This window comes from Protofrankia coriariae, from assembly GCF_001017755.1.
Classification (GTDB): domain Bacteria; phylum Actinomycetota; class Actinomycetes; order Frankiales; family Frankiaceae; genus Protofrankia; species Protofrankia coriariae.
Genome location: NZ_JWIO01000016.1, coordinates 81,750 through 97,686, shown reverse-complemented (window position 1 = coordinate 97,686; position 15,937 = coordinate 81,750). Strand labels below are relative to the sequence as shown.

The 15,937-nt window shown below is 68.8% G+C and carries 20 protein-coding genes; 7 read left to right on the top strand and 13 right to left on the bottom strand.

All coding sequences use genetic code 11. From position 1 onward, the window contains the following. Positions 1–693: SpoIIE family protein phosphatase (locus tag FrCorBMG51_RS12145; RefSeq protein WP_047223177.1), on the top strand; the 693-nt coding region annotated here is incomplete at its 5' end. A gap of 188 nt (positions 694–881) precedes the next feature. After that, complete coding sequence (locus FrCorBMG51_RS32840) at positions 882–1,349, top strand: helix-turn-helix domain-containing protein (protein WP_047223176.1); 468 nt, start codon at positions 882–884, stop codon at positions 1,347–1,349. On the opposite strand, the gene FrCorBMG51_RS12135 is transcribed toward FrCorBMG51_RS32840, so the two are convergent. Next, on the bottom strand, positions 1,338–1,943 hold the full coding sequence (locus FrCorBMG51_RS12135; RefSeq protein ID WP_047223175.1) for a ClpP family protease: 606 nt from the start codon (positions 1,941–1,943) through the stop codon (positions 1,338–1,340). The genes FrCorBMG51_RS32840 and FrCorBMG51_RS12135 overlap by 12 nt on opposite strands. Positions 1,944–2,426: 483 nt before the next feature. Between FrCorBMG51_RS12135 and FrCorBMG51_RS12125 the strand changes: the two genes are divergently transcribed. Beyond that, entirely contained in the window at positions 2,427–2,846 is a 420-nt protein-coding gene (locus tag FrCorBMG51_RS12125) for a PPOX class F420-dependent oxidoreductase (RefSeq protein WP_047223173.1), read from the top strand. Positions 2,847–2,853: 7 nt separating this feature from the next. On the opposite strand, the gene FrCorBMG51_RS12120 is transcribed toward FrCorBMG51_RS12125, so the two are convergent. From FrCorBMG51_RS12120 to FrCorBMG51_RS26740, 7 genes are all read right to left on the bottom strand, one after another. Next, positions 2,854–3,114, bottom strand: coding sequence for a hypothetical protein (locus tag FrCorBMG51_RS12120; RefSeq protein WP_047223172.1), 261 nt, complete (start codon positions 3,112–3,114; stop codon positions 2,854–2,856). Then, positions 3,115–3,429, bottom strand: a complete 315-nt coding sequence (locus tag FrCorBMG51_RS12115) for a WD40 repeat domain-containing protein (RefSeq protein WP_052914607.1) — start codon at positions 3,427–3,429, stop codon at positions 3,115–3,117. After that, a complete protein-coding gene (locus FrCorBMG51_RS26750) occupies positions 3,414–4,190 on the bottom strand; it encodes a TIR domain-containing protein (protein WP_086055408.1) in 777 nt (258 codons plus the stop codon). Before FrCorBMG51_RS26750 ends, FrCorBMG51_RS12115 begins: the two co-directional genes overlap by 16 nt. 353 nt (positions 4,191–4,543) lie before the next feature. After that, positions 4,544–4,660 carry a HipA domain-containing protein gene (locus FrCorBMG51_RS33760; RefSeq protein ID WP_200902419.1) on the bottom strand — a complete coding sequence of 39 codons (117 nt, stop codon included), beginning with the start codon at positions 4,658–4,660 and terminating at the stop codon, positions 4,544–4,546. Then, complete coding sequence (locus FrCorBMG51_RS12105; RefSeq protein ID WP_047223171.1) at positions 4,608–5,018, bottom strand: HipA N-terminal domain-containing protein; 411 nt, start codon at positions 5,016–5,018, stop codon at positions 4,608–4,610. Before FrCorBMG51_RS12105 ends, FrCorBMG51_RS33760 begins: the two co-directional genes overlap by 53 nt. Further along, positions 5,011–5,253: a helix-turn-helix transcriptional regulator gene (locus tag FrCorBMG51_RS12100; protein ID WP_083731092.1), complete on the bottom strand. Its 243-nt coding sequence runs from the start codon at positions 5,251–5,253 to the stop codon at positions 5,011–5,013. The genes FrCorBMG51_RS12105 and FrCorBMG51_RS12100 overlap by 8 nt, the downstream gene beginning before the upstream one ends. Before the next feature lie 17 nt (positions 5,254–5,270). Beyond that, a complete protein-coding gene (locus FrCorBMG51_RS26740) occupies positions 5,271–5,624 on the bottom strand; it encodes a tyrosine-protein phosphatase (RefSeq protein WP_076843550.1) in 354 nt (117 codons plus the stop codon). Positions 5,625–5,717: 93 nt separating this feature from the next. Here FrCorBMG51_RS26740 and FrCorBMG51_RS12095 point away from each other — a divergent pair, with 93 nt between their 5' ends. Together FrCorBMG51_RS12095 and FrCorBMG51_RS12090 are read left to right on the top strand one after the other, a co-directional pair. Continuing rightward, complete coding sequence (locus FrCorBMG51_RS12095) at positions 5,718–5,978, top strand: type II toxin-antitoxin system prevent-host-death family antitoxin (protein ID WP_047223169.1); 261 nt, start codon at positions 5,718–5,720, stop codon at positions 5,976–5,978. Further along, the gene (locus FrCorBMG51_RS12090; RefSeq protein WP_047223168.1) at positions 5,975–6,409 is read left to right on the top strand and encodes a type II toxin-antitoxin system VapC family toxin; all 435 of its coding nucleotides are present in this window, start codon (positions 5,975–5,977) and stop codon (positions 6,407–6,409) included. Before FrCorBMG51_RS12095 ends, FrCorBMG51_RS12090 begins: the two co-directional genes overlap by 4 nt. A gap of 298 nt (positions 6,410–6,707) precedes the next feature. Here FrCorBMG51_RS12090 and FrCorBMG51_RS12085 read toward each other — a convergent pair whose 3' ends face one another. Beyond that, on the bottom strand, positions 6,708–7,193 hold the full coding sequence (locus FrCorBMG51_RS12085; protein WP_047223167.1) for an HIT family protein: 486 nt from the start codon (positions 7,191–7,193) through the stop codon (positions 6,708–6,710). Positions 7,194–7,274: 81 nt separating this feature from the next. On the opposite strand from FrCorBMG51_RS12085, the gene FrCorBMG51_RS12080 reads away from it, so the two are divergent. Then, positions 7,275–7,706 carry a toll/interleukin-1 receptor domain-containing protein gene (locus FrCorBMG51_RS12080; RefSeq protein WP_235433517.1) on the top strand — a complete coding sequence of 144 codons (432 nt, stop codon included), beginning with the start codon at positions 7,275–7,277 and terminating at the stop codon, positions 7,704–7,706. Positions 7,707–7,793: 87 nt separating this feature from the next. Here FrCorBMG51_RS12080 and FrCorBMG51_RS12075 read toward each other — a convergent pair whose 3' ends face one another. The 3 genes from FrCorBMG51_RS12075 to FrCorBMG51_RS12065 form a co-directional block, all read right to left on the bottom strand. Further along, positions 7,794–9,368 (bottom strand): AAA family ATPase, encoded by a 1,575-nt coding sequence (locus tag FrCorBMG51_RS12075; protein ID WP_235433516.1) that lies wholly within the window; start codon positions 9,366–9,368, stop codon positions 7,794–7,796. A 304-nt stretch (positions 9,369–9,672) separates the two neighbouring features. Beyond that, positions 9,673–11,592 (bottom strand): ABC transporter ATP-binding protein, encoded by a 1,920-nt coding sequence (locus tag FrCorBMG51_RS12070; protein ID WP_047223165.1) that lies wholly within the window; start codon positions 11,590–11,592, stop codon positions 9,673–9,675. Positions 11,593–11,651: 59 nt separating this feature from the next. Beyond that, positions 11,652–13,385 (bottom strand): ABC transporter ATP-binding protein, encoded by a 1,734-nt coding sequence (locus FrCorBMG51_RS12065; RefSeq protein WP_047223164.1) that lies wholly within the window; start codon positions 13,383–13,385, stop codon positions 11,652–11,654. A gap of 712 nt (positions 13,386–14,097) precedes the next feature. On the opposite strand from FrCorBMG51_RS12065, the gene FrCorBMG51_RS12060 reads away from it, so the two are divergent. Continuing rightward, positions 14,098–15,045, top strand: a complete 948-nt coding sequence (locus FrCorBMG51_RS12060) for a D-2-hydroxyacid dehydrogenase family protein (RefSeq protein WP_047223163.1) — start codon at positions 14,098–14,100, stop codon at positions 15,043–15,045. 135 nt (positions 15,046–15,180) lie between these two features. Here FrCorBMG51_RS12060 and FrCorBMG51_RS12055 read toward each other — a convergent pair whose 3' ends face one another. Beyond that, the gene (locus tag FrCorBMG51_RS12055) at positions 15,181–15,450 is read right to left on the bottom strand and encodes an acyl carrier protein (RefSeq protein ID WP_047223162.1); all 270 of its coding nucleotides are present in this window, start codon (positions 15,448–15,450) and stop codon (positions 15,181–15,183) included. Between the last annotated feature and the right edge of the window lie 487 nt (positions 15,451–15,937).

Below are 15,937 nucleotides of genomic sequence, written 5' to 3'. Positions count from 1 at the left end.
CCACCCGCCCTCGTCACCCCCGACGGCACCGTCACCTACCTCGACATCCCCCCCGGACCCCCCCTCGGCCTCGGCGGCCTCCCCTTCGAAGCCACCGACCACCACCTCCCCGACGGCAGCCTGCTCGCCCTCTACACCGACGGCCTGATCGAATCCCGCGACCGCGACATCGACACCGGCCTCGACATGCTCCGCCACGCCCTGTCCACACCGGCCCCTACTCTCGAGGCCACGTGTGATCACATCCTCAAGACCCTGCTGCCCGACCGGCCCGCCGACGACGACATCGCCGTCCTGCTCGCCCGCACCCACACCCTCACCACCGGCCAGGTCGCCTCCTGGGACCTACCCGCCGACCCCGCCGTCGTCGCCCACGCCCGCACCCTCACCACCGGCCAACTCACCACCTGGAACCTCCCCGACGCCATCCCCACCACCACCCTCGTCGTCAGCGAACTGGTCACCAACGCCATCCGCCACACCACCGGCCCCATCCACCTCCGCCTCATCCGCGACCGCGGCACCCTCATCTGCGAAGTCTCCGACACCAGCAACACCGCCCCCCACCTGCGCCGCGCCCGCACCCTCGACGAAAACGGCCGCGGCCTGTTCCTCATCGCCCAGCTCACCCACCACTGGGGCACCCGCTACAACCGCACCGGCAAAACCATCTGGGCCGAACAACTCATCTGAGCCGAACAGCTCATCCGAACCGAACAACTCGACGGACGAACAGCTCAACGGGCACGGCCTCGGCACGCCGGGGGCGCCGGAGATGTGCTTCGATGGTGGCGGATCACGGCCACGGCCCGTGGCCCGTCGTTGTCGGATCATCATCTGTCGGATCATCGTCACGGGGATCACCGGGAGCGGGAGGCTCGATGCTTCTGCTGCGCCGTCTGATAGGCGTCATCCTGCGTCGCGCCCGCCTACGGCAGGGACGCACCCTGCGTGAGGTTGCGCGGACCGCGAACGTGTCGGTTCCGTATCTGTCCGAAATCGAACGTGGCCGGAAAGAGGTTTCCTCAGAGGTGCTGGCTGCGCTGTGCCGGGCCCTCGACATCCGTCTCAGCGACCTGCTTGACGAGGTTCTGGACGATCTGCGCCACCTCGAGTCCGAGACGGTACCCGTCACCGTGCGCAGCGCTCCCCCCGACCTGCCCGGTGCTCCCCCCAACGTCACCGTGCGTACGCCGCAGTGCCTGGCAACGGGGTGCTCCGGCGGATCCCCGCGCGGCCGCCGGGGACCCCGATGGATCACACGGACGGGCCGATGTGTCCCGACGTACACCCGGCAACGACGGCTGTCGGTGTCGGCTCCGGCGCGGACGGCCCACTCAGCCCGTTGACCGCGGGCGTGGCAGATCCGTCGCCGCCGTCACCACGTGGTCCACGAACCCGTAGTCCCTGGCCTCCCGCGCGGTGAACCAGCGGTCCCGGTCGGAGTCACGCTCGATCTGTTCGACGGTGTGCCCCGTGTGGAAGGCGATGCGTTCCTGGATCGTCCGTTTCGTGTAAAGCGTCTGCTCGAGCTGGATGGCGATGTCGCTCGCCGTCCCACCGAGCCCACCGGACGGCTGGTGCATCATCACCTGGGCGTGCGCGAGCGCGTATCGTTTGCCGGCCGCGCCCGCGCAGAGCAGGAACTGCCCCATCGACCCGGCGAAGCCGAGCGCCACCGTCACCACGTCGTTGGTGACGTACTGCATGGTGTCGTATATGGCCATCCCCGCGCTCACCGAGCCGCCCGGTGAGTTGATGTAGAGCTGGATGTCGCGTTCGCGGTCCTCCGCGGACAGCAGCAGCAGTTTGGCGCAGATCTCGTTGGCGACAGCGTCCTCGACCACCGACCCGAGGAAGACGATACGGCTGCGCAGCAGGCGGTTGAACACCGCGTCGTCAACCTGGTAGCCATTTCCCGACTGCATTCGTGGGCGTTCCATGCGGATTTTCCTCCTCGTACGGAATGCATTTTCCCACCTGGGCGGAATCGGCTGCCGACCCCGGCGTGCCGACCACACACAGTTTTCCACCGCGAAACCGCCGGAAGCCGCGGGTCTGCCCACGGCAGACAGGACTTTCAAGATCCACAACGGATTCGGACAGGCCTCGAAACCGACGGCGCCATTCGACGACCGGCCGGTGGCGACCTGCCGGCAGCCGGTCGTCGGCCAGGACACACGCGCCGACGGGGCGGGAAGTCCGGCGGCGGAGGTACCGGGAGGATACGGCACGCGCGGCTCCCGACCGGGCGTCTCCCTGCTTCTCCGGCGGACCCTTCTCTGACGGAGACGCCGACAGGGGAGGCCGGCAGACGACCGACTCTCCCGGGAACAGCCAGGTCGGTTTTGATATACAACTGTTGCAGTCACAACCAGCGGCTCGACCCGTGCCGCGCCTTCTCCCATCCGGAGGACGTGGAACACATGACTCTGCTGACCGACCCCGTGCGGGCCGCACTGACGGCCGGGCGGCTGGCCCATCTCGTCACCCTGAACCCGGACGGCAGCCCTCAGATCACCCTGGTGTGGGTGGGCGTCGATGGCGACGAGATCGTCACCGCCCACCTGGGGCTGTACCAGAAGCTCCGCAACCTCCAGCGGGACCCACGGGTGGCGCTGTCGATCGAGGCCGAAGGGAGCGAGGACGGCGGCCTCGACCACTACCTGGTCGTCCACGGGCGCGCGAAGGTCACCGAAGGCGGCGCGCCCGAACTGCTCGCGAAACTCACCAGGATCTACCTTGGGCCGGACGCCCCTCCGTCACCGATCCCCGACCCACCCCCCGGCTACGTCCTGCGGATCACCCCGGAACGCGTCGGCGGCATCGGCCCCTGGAAGCCCTGACCACGGACTACCGACGGCCAAGCCGCCGACAGCCGGCCGTGCCTGCCCGCGGCCGGTCTCGACGGCAGTCCTTCGCGATCTCGGACTGCTCCTGTGCCGCCACCACAGCGGCCACCACGGCGGCCGGATTGGACGTGCTCATCCCGAAGGCGATCTCGACATCACTGCCCGTGGGGAGAGCTATCCGGGCGTCGCGTGGCCGGATCTCCAACACTCCGGCCTCACGGTTACGGCCTGCCCGGCCGCACTCACCCTGTACAACGACCATTTACCGGGCATCGGGCAGCTCCCACACGATCACCGTCCAGTCGGCACCGCCGGTGGCGAGCAGGCGGCCGTCCGGTGACCATGCCACCGCCTCCACCGGACCGCGGTGGTCGGTGAGGGTGGCGCGACGGGCGGGGCTCGCGGGGTCGGCCATCCCCCACAGCTGTACCGTGCTGTCCGCGCTGCCGGTGGCAAGCAGGTGGCCGTCCGGTGACCATGCCACCGCCTCCACCCAGTCTCGGTGGTCGGTGAGGGTGGCGCGGCGGGTGGGGGCCGCGATGCTGGTCACCTCCCACACGGTCACCGTGCTGTCCACGCTGCCGGTGGCAAGCAGGTGTTCACGGGGTTGGCCACGTCCCACACAGTCACGGTGCTGTCGTCGCTGCCAGCGGCCAGCAGCCGGTCGTTCGGCGACCACATCACCGCGCGGATCCCGGGAGCGCCGAGCGCGCGGGAGAGCTGGCTGCCGTGGTGAAGCACCGCGCGGCGGACCGGTGTCCCACGTGCGAGCTGGCCAGGTGCCCGCGGCGGAACGGACTGTCTCCCTCCCGGCGTCCTCGGCGGGGACGTGAGCACGGTAGTACTGCCGGGCGTATCGGCGAGGCCGGGAAAAACCGGGGCGGCAGGGGGTTTCGCCCGTCCTGCCCGCAGAATCCTCACCTGCTCGAGCAGCCGGGCGGCAGCGGTCGCCGCGGGCACATCGAACAGATCGAACGACACGATCTGCCCCAGTAGCCCCGGCCGGGGGCAGTCCGTGATCCGGATCGGGACCAGCCTGCTGGCGAAGCCCAGTGGATCCGCGGCCTGCGCGGCCTGCCACTCCGCCTGGCCGTAGATCGACGTCAGATAGGCCTCAGACAGCAAAGCTATGGTGCGGTCCGCCTGGCTGACCCCCTGCTGCATCCGCACTGCCCAGTTCGAACCCGGAATGAAGTCCCACGCCTGGATCAGCACCCGTAGCCCGGCGGCCTCCAGCTGCCAGGCCACCCACTCCGCCCAGCCTCGGTCGACACCGGTGTAGGAGATGAAGAAATCCCACCGCGGCGTCGGTTCCTCTTCCTGCTGCCCGCCCGTCACCGGATCGCCGCCGGTCGCATCCCCCTATCACCCATAGTCGCGGAGTATGCCACGCAACGCACCCGTACATCATCCCACAAGGGCTCGTACATCCACAGGGGCTCGTCCCGCGTAGTGCGGTCGCTGGCGGGGCCAGAACCTCACACTCATCGATCATTGAGTTGGCCGGTACCACAGGATTGACATGCTGGTCGGCGTGCACGGCAGATGCCGCGGCAGGGTCTGGTAGAACCATGAATGCGATAGGGCCCACCCCTGCCCACGCAAAGAAGACCTAGATCAAAAACGCCGATCGACGATCGGATGGGAGTACCCCGCCAACCCGGTGAACGACTGCGGCCAGCGGAAGGGATTTAAGAATATCCACTCCGGAAGATGCTCACTGAATACAACGGGGCGAGGCGGACGGTCGGTTCGTCAGCCTCGTGCAGGATCGAGAAGTTCTTGGCATGCGCGTCGGCGTTGCCCACGGCCGTGGTGAACGTCGCCCGGCTCCTCGCCCTCGGGTAGCACCTGGATCGCGCCAGCGCAGTCGCGGCCGAACGCTTTCAGGATCCCGTAGGTGTCGGCTGGGCGTACCCCGGCCATAGCCGCCATCCGTTGCAGCGTCGGCCCCTCAGGCAGGATGTTCTCGAAGAAGTCCAGACCCCGCGTGTCCCGAGGGCCGATCACCGCCCCGATGGGTAGCCCGACCGACAGCGCCGGGCTGCCCGCTCCCCACCGCTCCACCGCCTCGGCCCGCCACTCCAGCGTGATCCGGAACTCCGGTCCAGGCGTCAGGACCGCCGTAGGAGTCCCGTAGAGCCAGGCCACCAGGTGATCAGCCACGGGCCCGCCGCGGCCGGACGACGACCTCGCACCCGACGAACCGCAACAGCCGCAACGCGTGGGTCAGCGAACTGCCGAACCTGCCCGCCTCCAGCGACGAGATATAGGACTGTCCGACCCCCATCGCCTCGGCCGCGGCCACCTGCGTCACCCCGGCGGAGGTTCGGAAGTGCTTGATCGCCGCGCCGAGGTCCCGCGCCGCGACCACCTGGTACTCACCCGGCGGTATCACCATTGACCAGTACTACGCCGCTATCCGTAAACAGCGATATCACCGAAGACAGATATCGGCGGGGACGCCGGCGGAGCGCAGGTAGACGGGGACGTCGACGGCGGCCAGCGTGGCGAGAACGGCCTCGCGTGTGGACGTCTTCCTCGCCGCGAGGACCTGCCGGATGGCACGATCTCGTCGTCGTTGCGCAGGTCGATGATCGTACGGATGTCGTGCGAGCACAGCGCGGACCAGCCTGCCGTGCTCAGCCGGTCGATGCTGCCCGAACGGACGAGCGCCCCGCGGCGCAACCGGCGATCATCCTGGGTGGGGAGACCGCCGAGGTCACGAACGTTGAGACAGCCGTCCCAGCCAAGATCGCGACCAGCACTCACACGACACCTATCCCACGGGACGGTCCGGGCCTGGCGGCATGCCCGCTGCATGACTACTATGACTAGTCTGACCTACTTGACCGGAGGTTCGCCATGACCGAACCAGCGAGCCAGTGGACGGCCGCGTCCGCCAAGGCACACTTCAGCGAGATGCTCGACCGGGCCGCCTCCGAAGGACCCCAGACAATTACCCGTAACGGGCACCGGACAGCGGTCGTGGTGTCCATCGAGGAATGGGAACGCAGAACACGCCGCCGCGGCACCCTGGGCGACTTCCTCGCCGCATCACCGCTCGGCGAGGTGGCCGACCTCATCCAGCGCCCACGGGAAACCTCCCCTGGCATCGGCCTGTGAACGTCCTTCTCGACACCAACGTCCTGTCGGAACGGGCGCGGCCACGCCCTGACCCCGCCCTCGTCCGCTGGATCGACGAGTTGGACGAAGACCGTGCGTTCATCAGCGTCCTCTCGCTGGCGGAGATCCGCCGAGGGATCGAACGCCTCTCGGCCGGCAACCGGCGGACGCACCTGGCTGCATGGCTGGACGCGGACCTGGTACCCCGTTTCGCGGACCGCATCCTCACCGTCGACATCCCGATAGCCGACGCCTGGGGAATGCTCATGGCGGACGGCGACCGTAACGGTAGACCGGTGCCGGTCATCGACGGCTTCCTCGCCGCGACGGCCACGGCGCACGACCTGGCTCTCGCCACCCGTAACACCCGGGATTTCGCCCACCTGGGAATCCCACTGATCAACCCGTGGAACGACGACACAACCCGGTAAGAAGGGCGGCAAAGGACAGGGAGACAGGCCCGTGAGTGCTGGACGGCGCTGGCAGGATGTCAAAGCCGAGGCGTACCGACGCCACCCCGATTTGGCCAACCCCGAACGGCAGGCCCAGGCCCGCGCCGCACTCGAACGCATACGTTGCCGGTCACCATCCCCAGGAACTCCGCGGGGCTGTCGGCAGAACCCGGTCCGACATCGCCCTGATCCTCCGGCATATCCCTGTCCCGACTCTTCCAGATCGAGATCGGTGACTCTGACTAACGGCCAGCGAAGGGTAGCGTCAACGGCCGCATCAGCGCTGTGAAATGGACGTGAGGGATGCCGTAAGGGCCTGCGCAAGGCTGTCCATCGCGTCAGGCGAAACCCATTCGGCCGGTGGCCGGCGCAGGTAGGAGAAGACGGCGGGGCCACGGTCGGCGGCAGGCAGGTCCGCCGACCGCGGAATGACATGGACATGCAGATGAGTAAAGCCCTCGGCCTCCGAGAACGCGGCCACATACGTCTTCGCACACCCGGTCACGTCGATCAGGGCACGGCTGAGACGCCACGTCACCAGACCGAGTTCGGATGCCTCCGCCGCGGTCAGTTCGGCCGGCGAGGTGACATGCCGGCGCGCGACGACCACCAGCCAGCCGGGCAGCGCAGCCCGGATCGCGTGCACCACCCGCCAGCCGGGCCCGAGCAGGATCCGCTCCCGCGGCGGCAGAGCGTCCAGCGACGCGTTGCGCACGCAGGAGTAGCAATCCTCCCGAACACCCGCTGCATGTGTGACCGTCACGATTGTCGTATCTTATCAGCAGGTTCGTCGGTTCTGCGAAGATCAGGAGATGCGGTGCCAGCATATGACTATGATTTCTTCGTGAGTTACACCGGCGCGGACCGGGAATGGGCCGAGTGGATCTCGTGGGCGCTGGAGGAGGCCGGCTACCGGATCCTCGTCCAGGCGTGGGACTTTGTGCCCGGGGCGAACTGGGTGAACGAAATGCAGAAAGGGGTGACCAAGGCAGCCCGGGTGCTTGCGGTGCTCTCCCCCGACTACCTGGAGAACTCGAAGTTCGGTACCGCCGAATGGCAGGCGTTCTGGCGGGGGGATCCGGATGGCGAGAAACGGAGGGTCCTGCCGGTTCGTGTGGAGCGCTGCGCCCCGGAAGGCCTCCTCGGCGGCATCGTCTACATCGACCTCGTCGGCCTTGCAAAAGAGGAAGCCGAAAAGATCCTGATCGACCGTGTCAGGGCCTCGCTGGCCGGCCGTGTGCGGCCGACCACCCCGCCCCGCTTCCCGGGCCGATAGCCCGTTGACGCGCACCATCCGAATGACATTCCGGCGCGCCCCTCACGACGGTCTCCTGATTGTCTTCCCGCGTCACGGACCGGGATGTCAGGCGCGCAGGAGGGTGATGGTGCGGCCGGCGGGGCTGGGGATGGTGGTGATGGTGGTTCTGTCGGTGATGGGTGGGGCGTCGGGGCGGGTGTCGAAGAGGACGAGGACGCCGTAGTCGAGGTGGATGCGGTCGAGGTAGCCGTCGAGCTGGATCAGGCCGCGGCGCAGCGGGTCGGCCTCGCCCGCGCGGCGGACCTTGAGTTCGAGGGCTTCGCGTTGCCAGTGGCGTTTGCCGTCGGGGGTGGTGTAGGGCCAGCGGATGAGCAGGTCGATGCGGCCGCGGCCGATGCCGTATTCGCGGGTGACGTAGCCGCCGCCGTTGACGACGCGTTGGAGGAAACCCATGAGGACGAACTGGGGGGCGGCTTCGGGGTAACGCCGGCCGGAGGCGAGGATCTCGCCGCTTTCTGTCCAGAACTCGGTGAATTCGTCGAGCATTTTCGCCAGGTCGAAGCGGCCGTCGGGCAGGACGAAGGTGCGGGGGTCGGCGAAGACGACGGCTTCGACGCCGTCGGTGAGGACCCGGGCGATGACTTCCTGGTAGATGGGGTTGGCGACGCGGACGGGGTTGCGTGGTGCGATCAGTCCGAGGTCGCGGGTGTAGGTGAGGTCGTCGTCGTAGGTGTCGAGGTTGGTCACGGTGCCGGCGAGGACGGGTTCGAGGATGCGGCGGACGCGGGGCTCGGCGAGTTTCGCGGCGAGGGAGTCGAGGTGGGTGGCGCGGGTGAGGATGAGGCGTTCCTTGGCCTGGTCCACATGGTCGACAGTGATCGTTTCGGAGGCCGAGACGGGGATCTTCTCGATGATTTCGCGGGCGAGGGCGTTGACGAGCCAGGGTTGGCCGGCGGTGAGTTCGATTGCCCGGTCGACGGCGGCAGGGGTGAATTCCTGGCCGGTGTCGGCGGTGTGCTGGGCGTAGAGCTCGGCGACCTCGTCCGGGGTGAAGTCCCCGAGCCGCAACGACTCCAGCTTGATGTTGAACGGGCTGGACGTGCCCAATCGCGAGGGATCGCCGCCAGAGGCGGCTTTATAATCGCGGACGTCGCGTAGCCCGCACAGCGCCACCGATGCCGGGAATGCCGCCGGACGATCGGCGAACCCGGCCCGCAGCTGCCGCAGCACACTGATCAGGCTCTGCCCGCGCAACGCGTCGATCTCGTCGAAGAACAACACCAACGGCCGCGGACACACCCGTGCCCACGCCGCGAGCGCGGCAGCGAGCAGGTCCGCCTCGGATGCCTGCGGCCACACCGGCGGATGCAGTTCCGCTGGCAGAGCAAGCTCGGCACGCCGACGGATCTCACCGAGGATGCCGAGCTGCGCCGCGCCGTAGTCGTCGCCGACGGCCTCACCCAGCTCGCAGGAGAAGTGCAGCGCCGCGTACCGGCCGACGGTGGTCAGCTCCCGCGCCAGCGCCCGCAACGCCGTCGTCTTCCCCGTCTGCCGCGGGGCGTGCACCACGAAATATCCCGACTGCTCGACCAGCCCGGGCGCCTCCGGCAGCCGTGACAACGCCGGCACCATGTAGTGGTACTCCGGCAGGCAGGGGCCCGCCGTGTTGAACCGCCGCACCGGCCACCACCCTCCCCACGGCCTCGGAGCAGGGCCTTCCACTGCCTCGGGACAAGGGCCGCCAGCGGCGACTTTACGGCCCGTGCCTCATCTGATGGGACAGGCGTGCCTCATCTGATGGGACAGCCTGTCCCATCAGATGAGGCACGGATCGTGTCCTGCTGTTGTCCGCTACGCTGATCGCCTGCGTCACTCGGCACCTGCCAGGGCCGGGGCCAGTCTCGGCCCGCTGCGCCGACGGCGCACCGTCTCGGCAGTTCACATCGCAGCGGCACGATACCTCGGCGGCCACACCCTGAACAGCTCAGACCTCGGCGACGGCCTGGGCGAACTGGGCCTGGTAGAGGCGGGCGTAGGCGCCGCCCGCGGCGAGCAGGCTGGTGTGGTCGCCCTGTTCGACGATCGCGCCGTTGTCCATCACCAGGATGGTGTCCGCGTCCCGGATCGTCGACAGCCGGTGCGCGATCACGAACGCGGTACGCCCGGCCCGCAGGGTGGACATGGCCCGTTGGATCAGGACCTCGGTGCGGGTGTCCACCGAGCTGGTCGCCTCGTCCAGGACGAGGATCAGGGGCTCGGCGAGGAACGCCCGGGCGATGGTGATCAACTGCCGTTCCCCGCCGCTGACGCCGGCGCCCTCGTCGTCGAGCACCGTGTCGTAACCGTCCGGCAGGGTGCGCACGAAGCGGTCGACGTGCGCGGCGGTGGCCGCGGCGACGATCTGCTCCCGGGTGGCGCCCTCGGCGCCGTAGGCGATGTTCTCGGCGATGGTGCCGCCGAAGAGCCAGGTGTCCTGGAGCACCATGCCGATGCTCGCCCGCAGCTCCTCGCGCGACATGGTGGCGATGTCGACGCCGTCCAGGGTGATCCGGCCGCCGGTGACCTCGTAGAAGCGCATCAGCAGGTTGATCAGGGTGGTCTTGCCGGCGCCGGTCGGGCCGACTATCGCGACGGTGTGCCCGGGTTCCGCGATCAGCGACAGGTCCTCGATCAGCGGCTTGTCCGGCTCGTAGCGGAACGCGACGTGCTCGAAGGCGATCCGGCCACGCAGCCGCCCCGGGTGTGCCGGGACGACCGGGTCGGGTGCCTGCTCGGCGGTGTCGAGCAGGTCGAACACCCGCTCCGCCGAGGCGACCCCGGACTGCACCATGTTCGCCATGCTGGCGACCTGGGACAGCGGCTGGCTGAACTGCCGGGAGTACTGGACGAACGCCTGCACCTCGCCGATCGACAGCGAACCGGAGGCAACCCGCAGCCCGCCGACGACCGCCACCAGCACATAGTTGAGGTTCCCGATGAACATCATCGCCGGCTGCATGAGCCCGGAGATGAACTGTGCGCGCCAGCTGGCGGCGTAGAGCTGCTCGTTGAAGTCGCGGAAGGTCTGCGCGGACTCCTGCTGGCGGCCGAAGGCCCGGACCAGCGCGTGCCCGGTGTACATCTCCTCGATGTGCGCGTTGAGCCGGCCGGTGACCTTCCACTGGGTGACGAACTGCGGTTGAGCCAGCTTCCCGATCCGCGTCGCGGCGATGATCGACACTGGTACCGCGACCACCGCGATCAACGCGAGCACCCAGGAGATCCAGATCATCATCGACAGGACGCCGACGATGGTCAGCACGGACGCGATGATCTGCGACAGGCTCTGCTGCAGGCTCTGCTGCAGGTTGTCGATGTCGTTGGTGACCCGGCTGAGCACCTCACCCCGGGGCTGGCGGTCGAAGTAGCGCAGCGGCAACCGGGAGATCTTGGCCTGTACGTCCGCGCGCAGCGTGCCGATCACCTGCTGTAGCCCCAGGTTCGTGAGCCTGGCCTGCCCGACGCCGCACAGCCCGGCCAGCACGTAGACGACGAGCACCCACAGCAGCACGGAGCCGATGGCGCCGAAGTCCATCCCCTGGCCGGGAGTGACGTCGAGCGAGGCGAGCAGGTCGGCCTGGGTGCCGTGGCCGGTGGCGCGCAGGTTGGCGACGGCCTCGGCCTTCGACGTGCCGGCCGGCAGCTGCCGGCTGAAGATCCCGGCGAACACCAGGTCAGTGGCCTGCCCGAGCAGCCGCGGGCCGAGCACGGTGAGCCCGACGCTCATCGTCGCCAGTACGATCACCGCGACGAACAGGTGGGACTGCGGGCGCAGCAGGCCGAGGAGCCGGCGACTCGACCCGGAGAAGTCCATCGACTTCTCCGCCGCGCCATGACCCATGAAGAAGCGGCCCGGACCGCCCATCGGCGCCGGACCCCGGCGCGGCGCCGCCGCCGCCGCTGGTGCCGCTGGTGCCGGACTGGTCACGCGGCCTCCTCCTCGGTGAGCTGGGAGAGAACGATCTCCCGGTAGGTGGTGTTGCCCGCCATCAGCTGATGGTGGCTGCCGGTACCGACAATCTCGCCGGCGTCCAGCACGATGATCTGGTCGGCGTCGCGGATGGTGGCGACCCGCTGGGCGACGATCACAACGGTCGCGCCGGCGGTCTCCTGGGCGAGCGCGGCCCGCAGGCGCGCGTCCGTGGCGTAGTCGAGGGCCGAGAACGAGTCGTCGAACAGGTAGATCTCCGGACGGCGGACCAGCACCCGGGCGATCGCCAGGCGCTGCCGCTGCCCGCCGGAGACGTTCGTCCCGCCCTGGGCGATCACGGTGTCCAGGCCGTCGGGCATGGCCTCGACGAACTCCTTCGCCTGCGCGATCTCCAGGGCCTGCCACAACTGGTCGTCGGTGGCGTCCGGGTCGCCGTAGCGCAGGTTGGTCGCGATGGTGCCGGAGAACAGGTACGGCTTCTGCGGGACCAGCCCGACGGTGGTGGCGAGCAGCGCCGGGTCGAGGTCCCGGACGTCGACTCCGTCGACGAGCACCGCGCCCTCGGTGGCGTCGGCCAGCCGCGGGATCAGGCCGAGCAGCGTCGTCTTGCCGCTGCCGGTGCTGCCGATGATCGCGGTGGTCCGGCCGGGCCGGGCCCGCAGGGCGATCCCGCGCAGCACCGCCGCCTCCGCTCCCGGATAGTGGAACCCGACGCCGCGCAGCTCCAGCTCACCGTGCCGGTCGAAGGAACGCACCGGGTTCACCGGCGGCAGCAGGCTGGAGTCGGCCTCCAGCACCTCCTGGATACGTTCCGCGCACACCTCGGCACGGGGAATCATCATGAACATGAAGGTGGCCATCATCACCGACATGAGGATCTGCATGAGATAGCTGAGGAACGCGGTGAGCGCACCGATCTGCATGTGGCCGGCGTCGATACGGTGCGCGCCGAACCACAGCACGGCCACGCTGGCGAGGTTGACCACCATGAGCACCAGCGGGAACATCAGCGCCATCAACCGGCCGAACCGCAGCGCGACGTCGGTCAGCTCGGCGTTGGCCACCCCGAACCGCCGCTGCTCGTGGTCGTCCCGGACGAACGCGCGGATCACCCGCAACCCGCTGATCTGCTCCCGCAGGATCCGGTTGACGGTGTCGAGGCGTTCCTGCATCGCCCGGCCCAGCGGCCGCATCCGGCGCACCACCAGGCTGATAATCACACCGAGGACCGGCACGATCACGACGAGCAGGACGGACAGCCCGACGTCCTGGTGCAGGGCCAGCGCGATACCGCCCAGGCACATGATGGGCGCGGACACCATCAACGTAAAGATCATCAGTACCAGCATCTGGAGCTGCTGGACGTCGTTCGTGGCCCGGGTGATCAGGGACGGTGCGCCGAACCGGCCGATCTCGCGGGCGGAGAACGACTGCACCCGGTCGAACACGGCCGCCCGGACGTCCCGGCCGAACCCCATGGCGGTCCGGGCGCCGAAGTACACCGCGGTACCGGAGCAGAGGATCTGCACGACGGTGACGCCAAGCATGATCCCGCCGGTGCGCAGGATGTAACCGGTGTCGCCGACGACCACCCCGTGGTCGATGATGTCGGCGTTCAGCGTCGGCAGGTACAGCATGGCGATGGTCGCCACCAGTTGCAGGCCGACCAGGATCTCGATCGGCCGGGCATAGGGGCCCAGGCGGGCCCGCAGAAGTCGGATCAGCATGCAGTCTCTCTCCGCGGCAGGGCGAGGCGAAGCGGAACGATAGTCCGAACGGTGGCAACGCTGTCATACCGGCGTGCCGGGCAGCGGCGTGCCGCGGTGCCATCCGCACGACCGGGGCGGCACCGCCCCGCACCGCCGCCCGCCCCGCTCACCCCGTTCGACCCGTACGTCCCCGGACCGATCGGCGTACCCGGACCGACCGGACCGACCGGTGGGCCGGTGACCGCACGGGCGACGAACGGTCACCACCCCGCCGACGCACAAGAACACTACGAGCTGAACCTGACTTCAGGTCAAGGCATTTTCCCGGCCACGGCCCGAGGTGGCCGAGGCCCCGGGCCACCGAGAGGGCGCCAGGCCCGATCAGCGGACCGGTGGGGCCCGCGGTACCCGCCCTGTCCCGGAGCCGTAACGTAACGAACATCCTCCAGTCCTCCGGCCGGGTCGTACCAGGAGCAGCCATGAGCGAAGCCCGTTCCGTAGCGACCGCGGCGACAGCGACCGCGGCGAGCGTGGTGGCGTACCGTGGCCGCCCGACGCCGGCGAAGGTCATGGCAGCCCGGTCGGTCGGTCGTCCACGCGGTTCCCGGTCAGGCCTCGGGCCGAGCGGATACCTGTCAGGCCTCGGGCCGAGCGGTTCCCGGTCAGGCGGCGGCATAGCCGGCTGCCGGTCGGGCGGCGAGCGGCACGGCCGGGTGGTGGGCTGACTTCCATGCCGACGGTGACGATCCTGGACGACTACCAGCGGGTGGCGCTCAGCAGCGCCGACTGGTCCGCGGTGCGCGACCGCTACCCGATAGAGGTGGTCGACGAACACATCCCCGACCGCGACATGCTGGTTCGGCGCCTGCGCGACAGCGAAATAGTCGTCGCGATGCGCGAACGGACCCGGTTCCCGGCCGACCTGCTGCGTGCGCTGCCCGCGCTGCGGCTGCTGGTCACCACCGGGATGGTCAACGCGGCGATCGACCTCGACGCGGCCCGGCAACAGGGCGTCACCGTCTGCGGGACCACCGGGTGGGGCAACGCGATGCCCGAACTCACCATCGGAATGATCATCGCGCTCACCCGGAACTTCGCGCAGGAGGACGCCGCCGTCCGGGCCGGCGGCTGGCAGCACACCATCGGCCCCGGCCTGGCCGGGCACACCCTCGGTGTCGTCGGCCTCGGCCGTCTCGGCACACCGGTCGCCAGGCTGGCGCAGGCATTCGAGATGTCGGTCATCGCCTGGTCACCGCACCTGACCCCGCAACGCGCCGCCCCGCACGGCGTGCGTGCCGTCAGCAAACAGGAACTGTTCACCGACTCCGATGTGATCACCATCCACATGCCGCTGTCGGAGACGACCCGCGGCCTGGTCGGCGCCGCCGATCTCGCCCTGATGAAGCCGTCGGCCTACCTGGTCAACACCTCCCGCGGGCCCATCGTCGACGAGGAGGCGCTCCTGGCCGCCCTGCGCGAGCGGCGCATCGCCGGCGCCGGCCTGGACGTCTACGACGTCGAGCCCCTCCCGGTCGACCACCCGCTGCGGACGCTGCGCAACACCCTGCTGCTCCCCCACATCGGCTACGTCACCACCGACAGCTACCGGACGTTCTACGAACAGATCGTCGAGAACATCCTCGCCTGGCACGACGGTGCCCCGGTCCGCCTGCTGTAACCGGTCCTCCCGCTGTGACCGGTCCGGCAGGCCGGGCCCCGCCCGTCCGTCCGTCCGGTCACCACGCCACGACGGCCGGACGGATATCGCCCGGGCAGTGTCAGCTCTCCAGATCTCCTCGAGTCCCGAGTGGTGTCAGCTTTCCTTGAGTTTGGCTGTCAGCAGGTCGTGGATCCTGTCCAGCGAGGTGATGCCGGCGAATTCCTCGTCCTTCACCCGGATGCGGTAGAGCTTCTCAAGACGCACCACGATCTCCAGCGCCGCGAGCGAGTCGAGGCCGAACTCGCCGACGAGGTCGGCCTCGTCGGTCACCTCGGCCGGCGACCGTTCGAGGGCATCCGCGACGAGGGCACGCAGTTCCTCCCGGCCCACCGTGGTCTTCAGATTCCCGGTCGTGGCTCGCATCCTTTTTCTTCCTTTTTCTCGTCATGTTTTCCCGGCGCGCCCGTTCCGGGCCGGCGGCAAGCCGGTGGAACGAACACGCTCGCGTCACCGGTAACCCGCCGGCGGATTCACCGTCGCACCGCCCCGACCGGATCAGTCGACTGGATGATAGTAACGCAACGTGACAGTAATACCGGACATTCACGACATCCTGCAACCCTAGCGGCATGGTATATCGACACAGCGTGATCGACCGACGCGACGGCACGATGGACAAACACCCGTACTCACGACAGTCGAGAACGACCGGAACCCGACCCGGAAACGATCCAGAAAGAAGGACACCGGTATGCCATCGGACAAACAGATCTGTTTCGCCGGGCCCCGGATGGAGCGCCGATCATCGGCTAACATTTCGATGGGCACGTGATGTCCGGTGGAATGGTGGAGGTTTTATCCCATACGGCGCACGTCAGAAAACGCGCACGGCGGCTGCCGGCAGACGGCG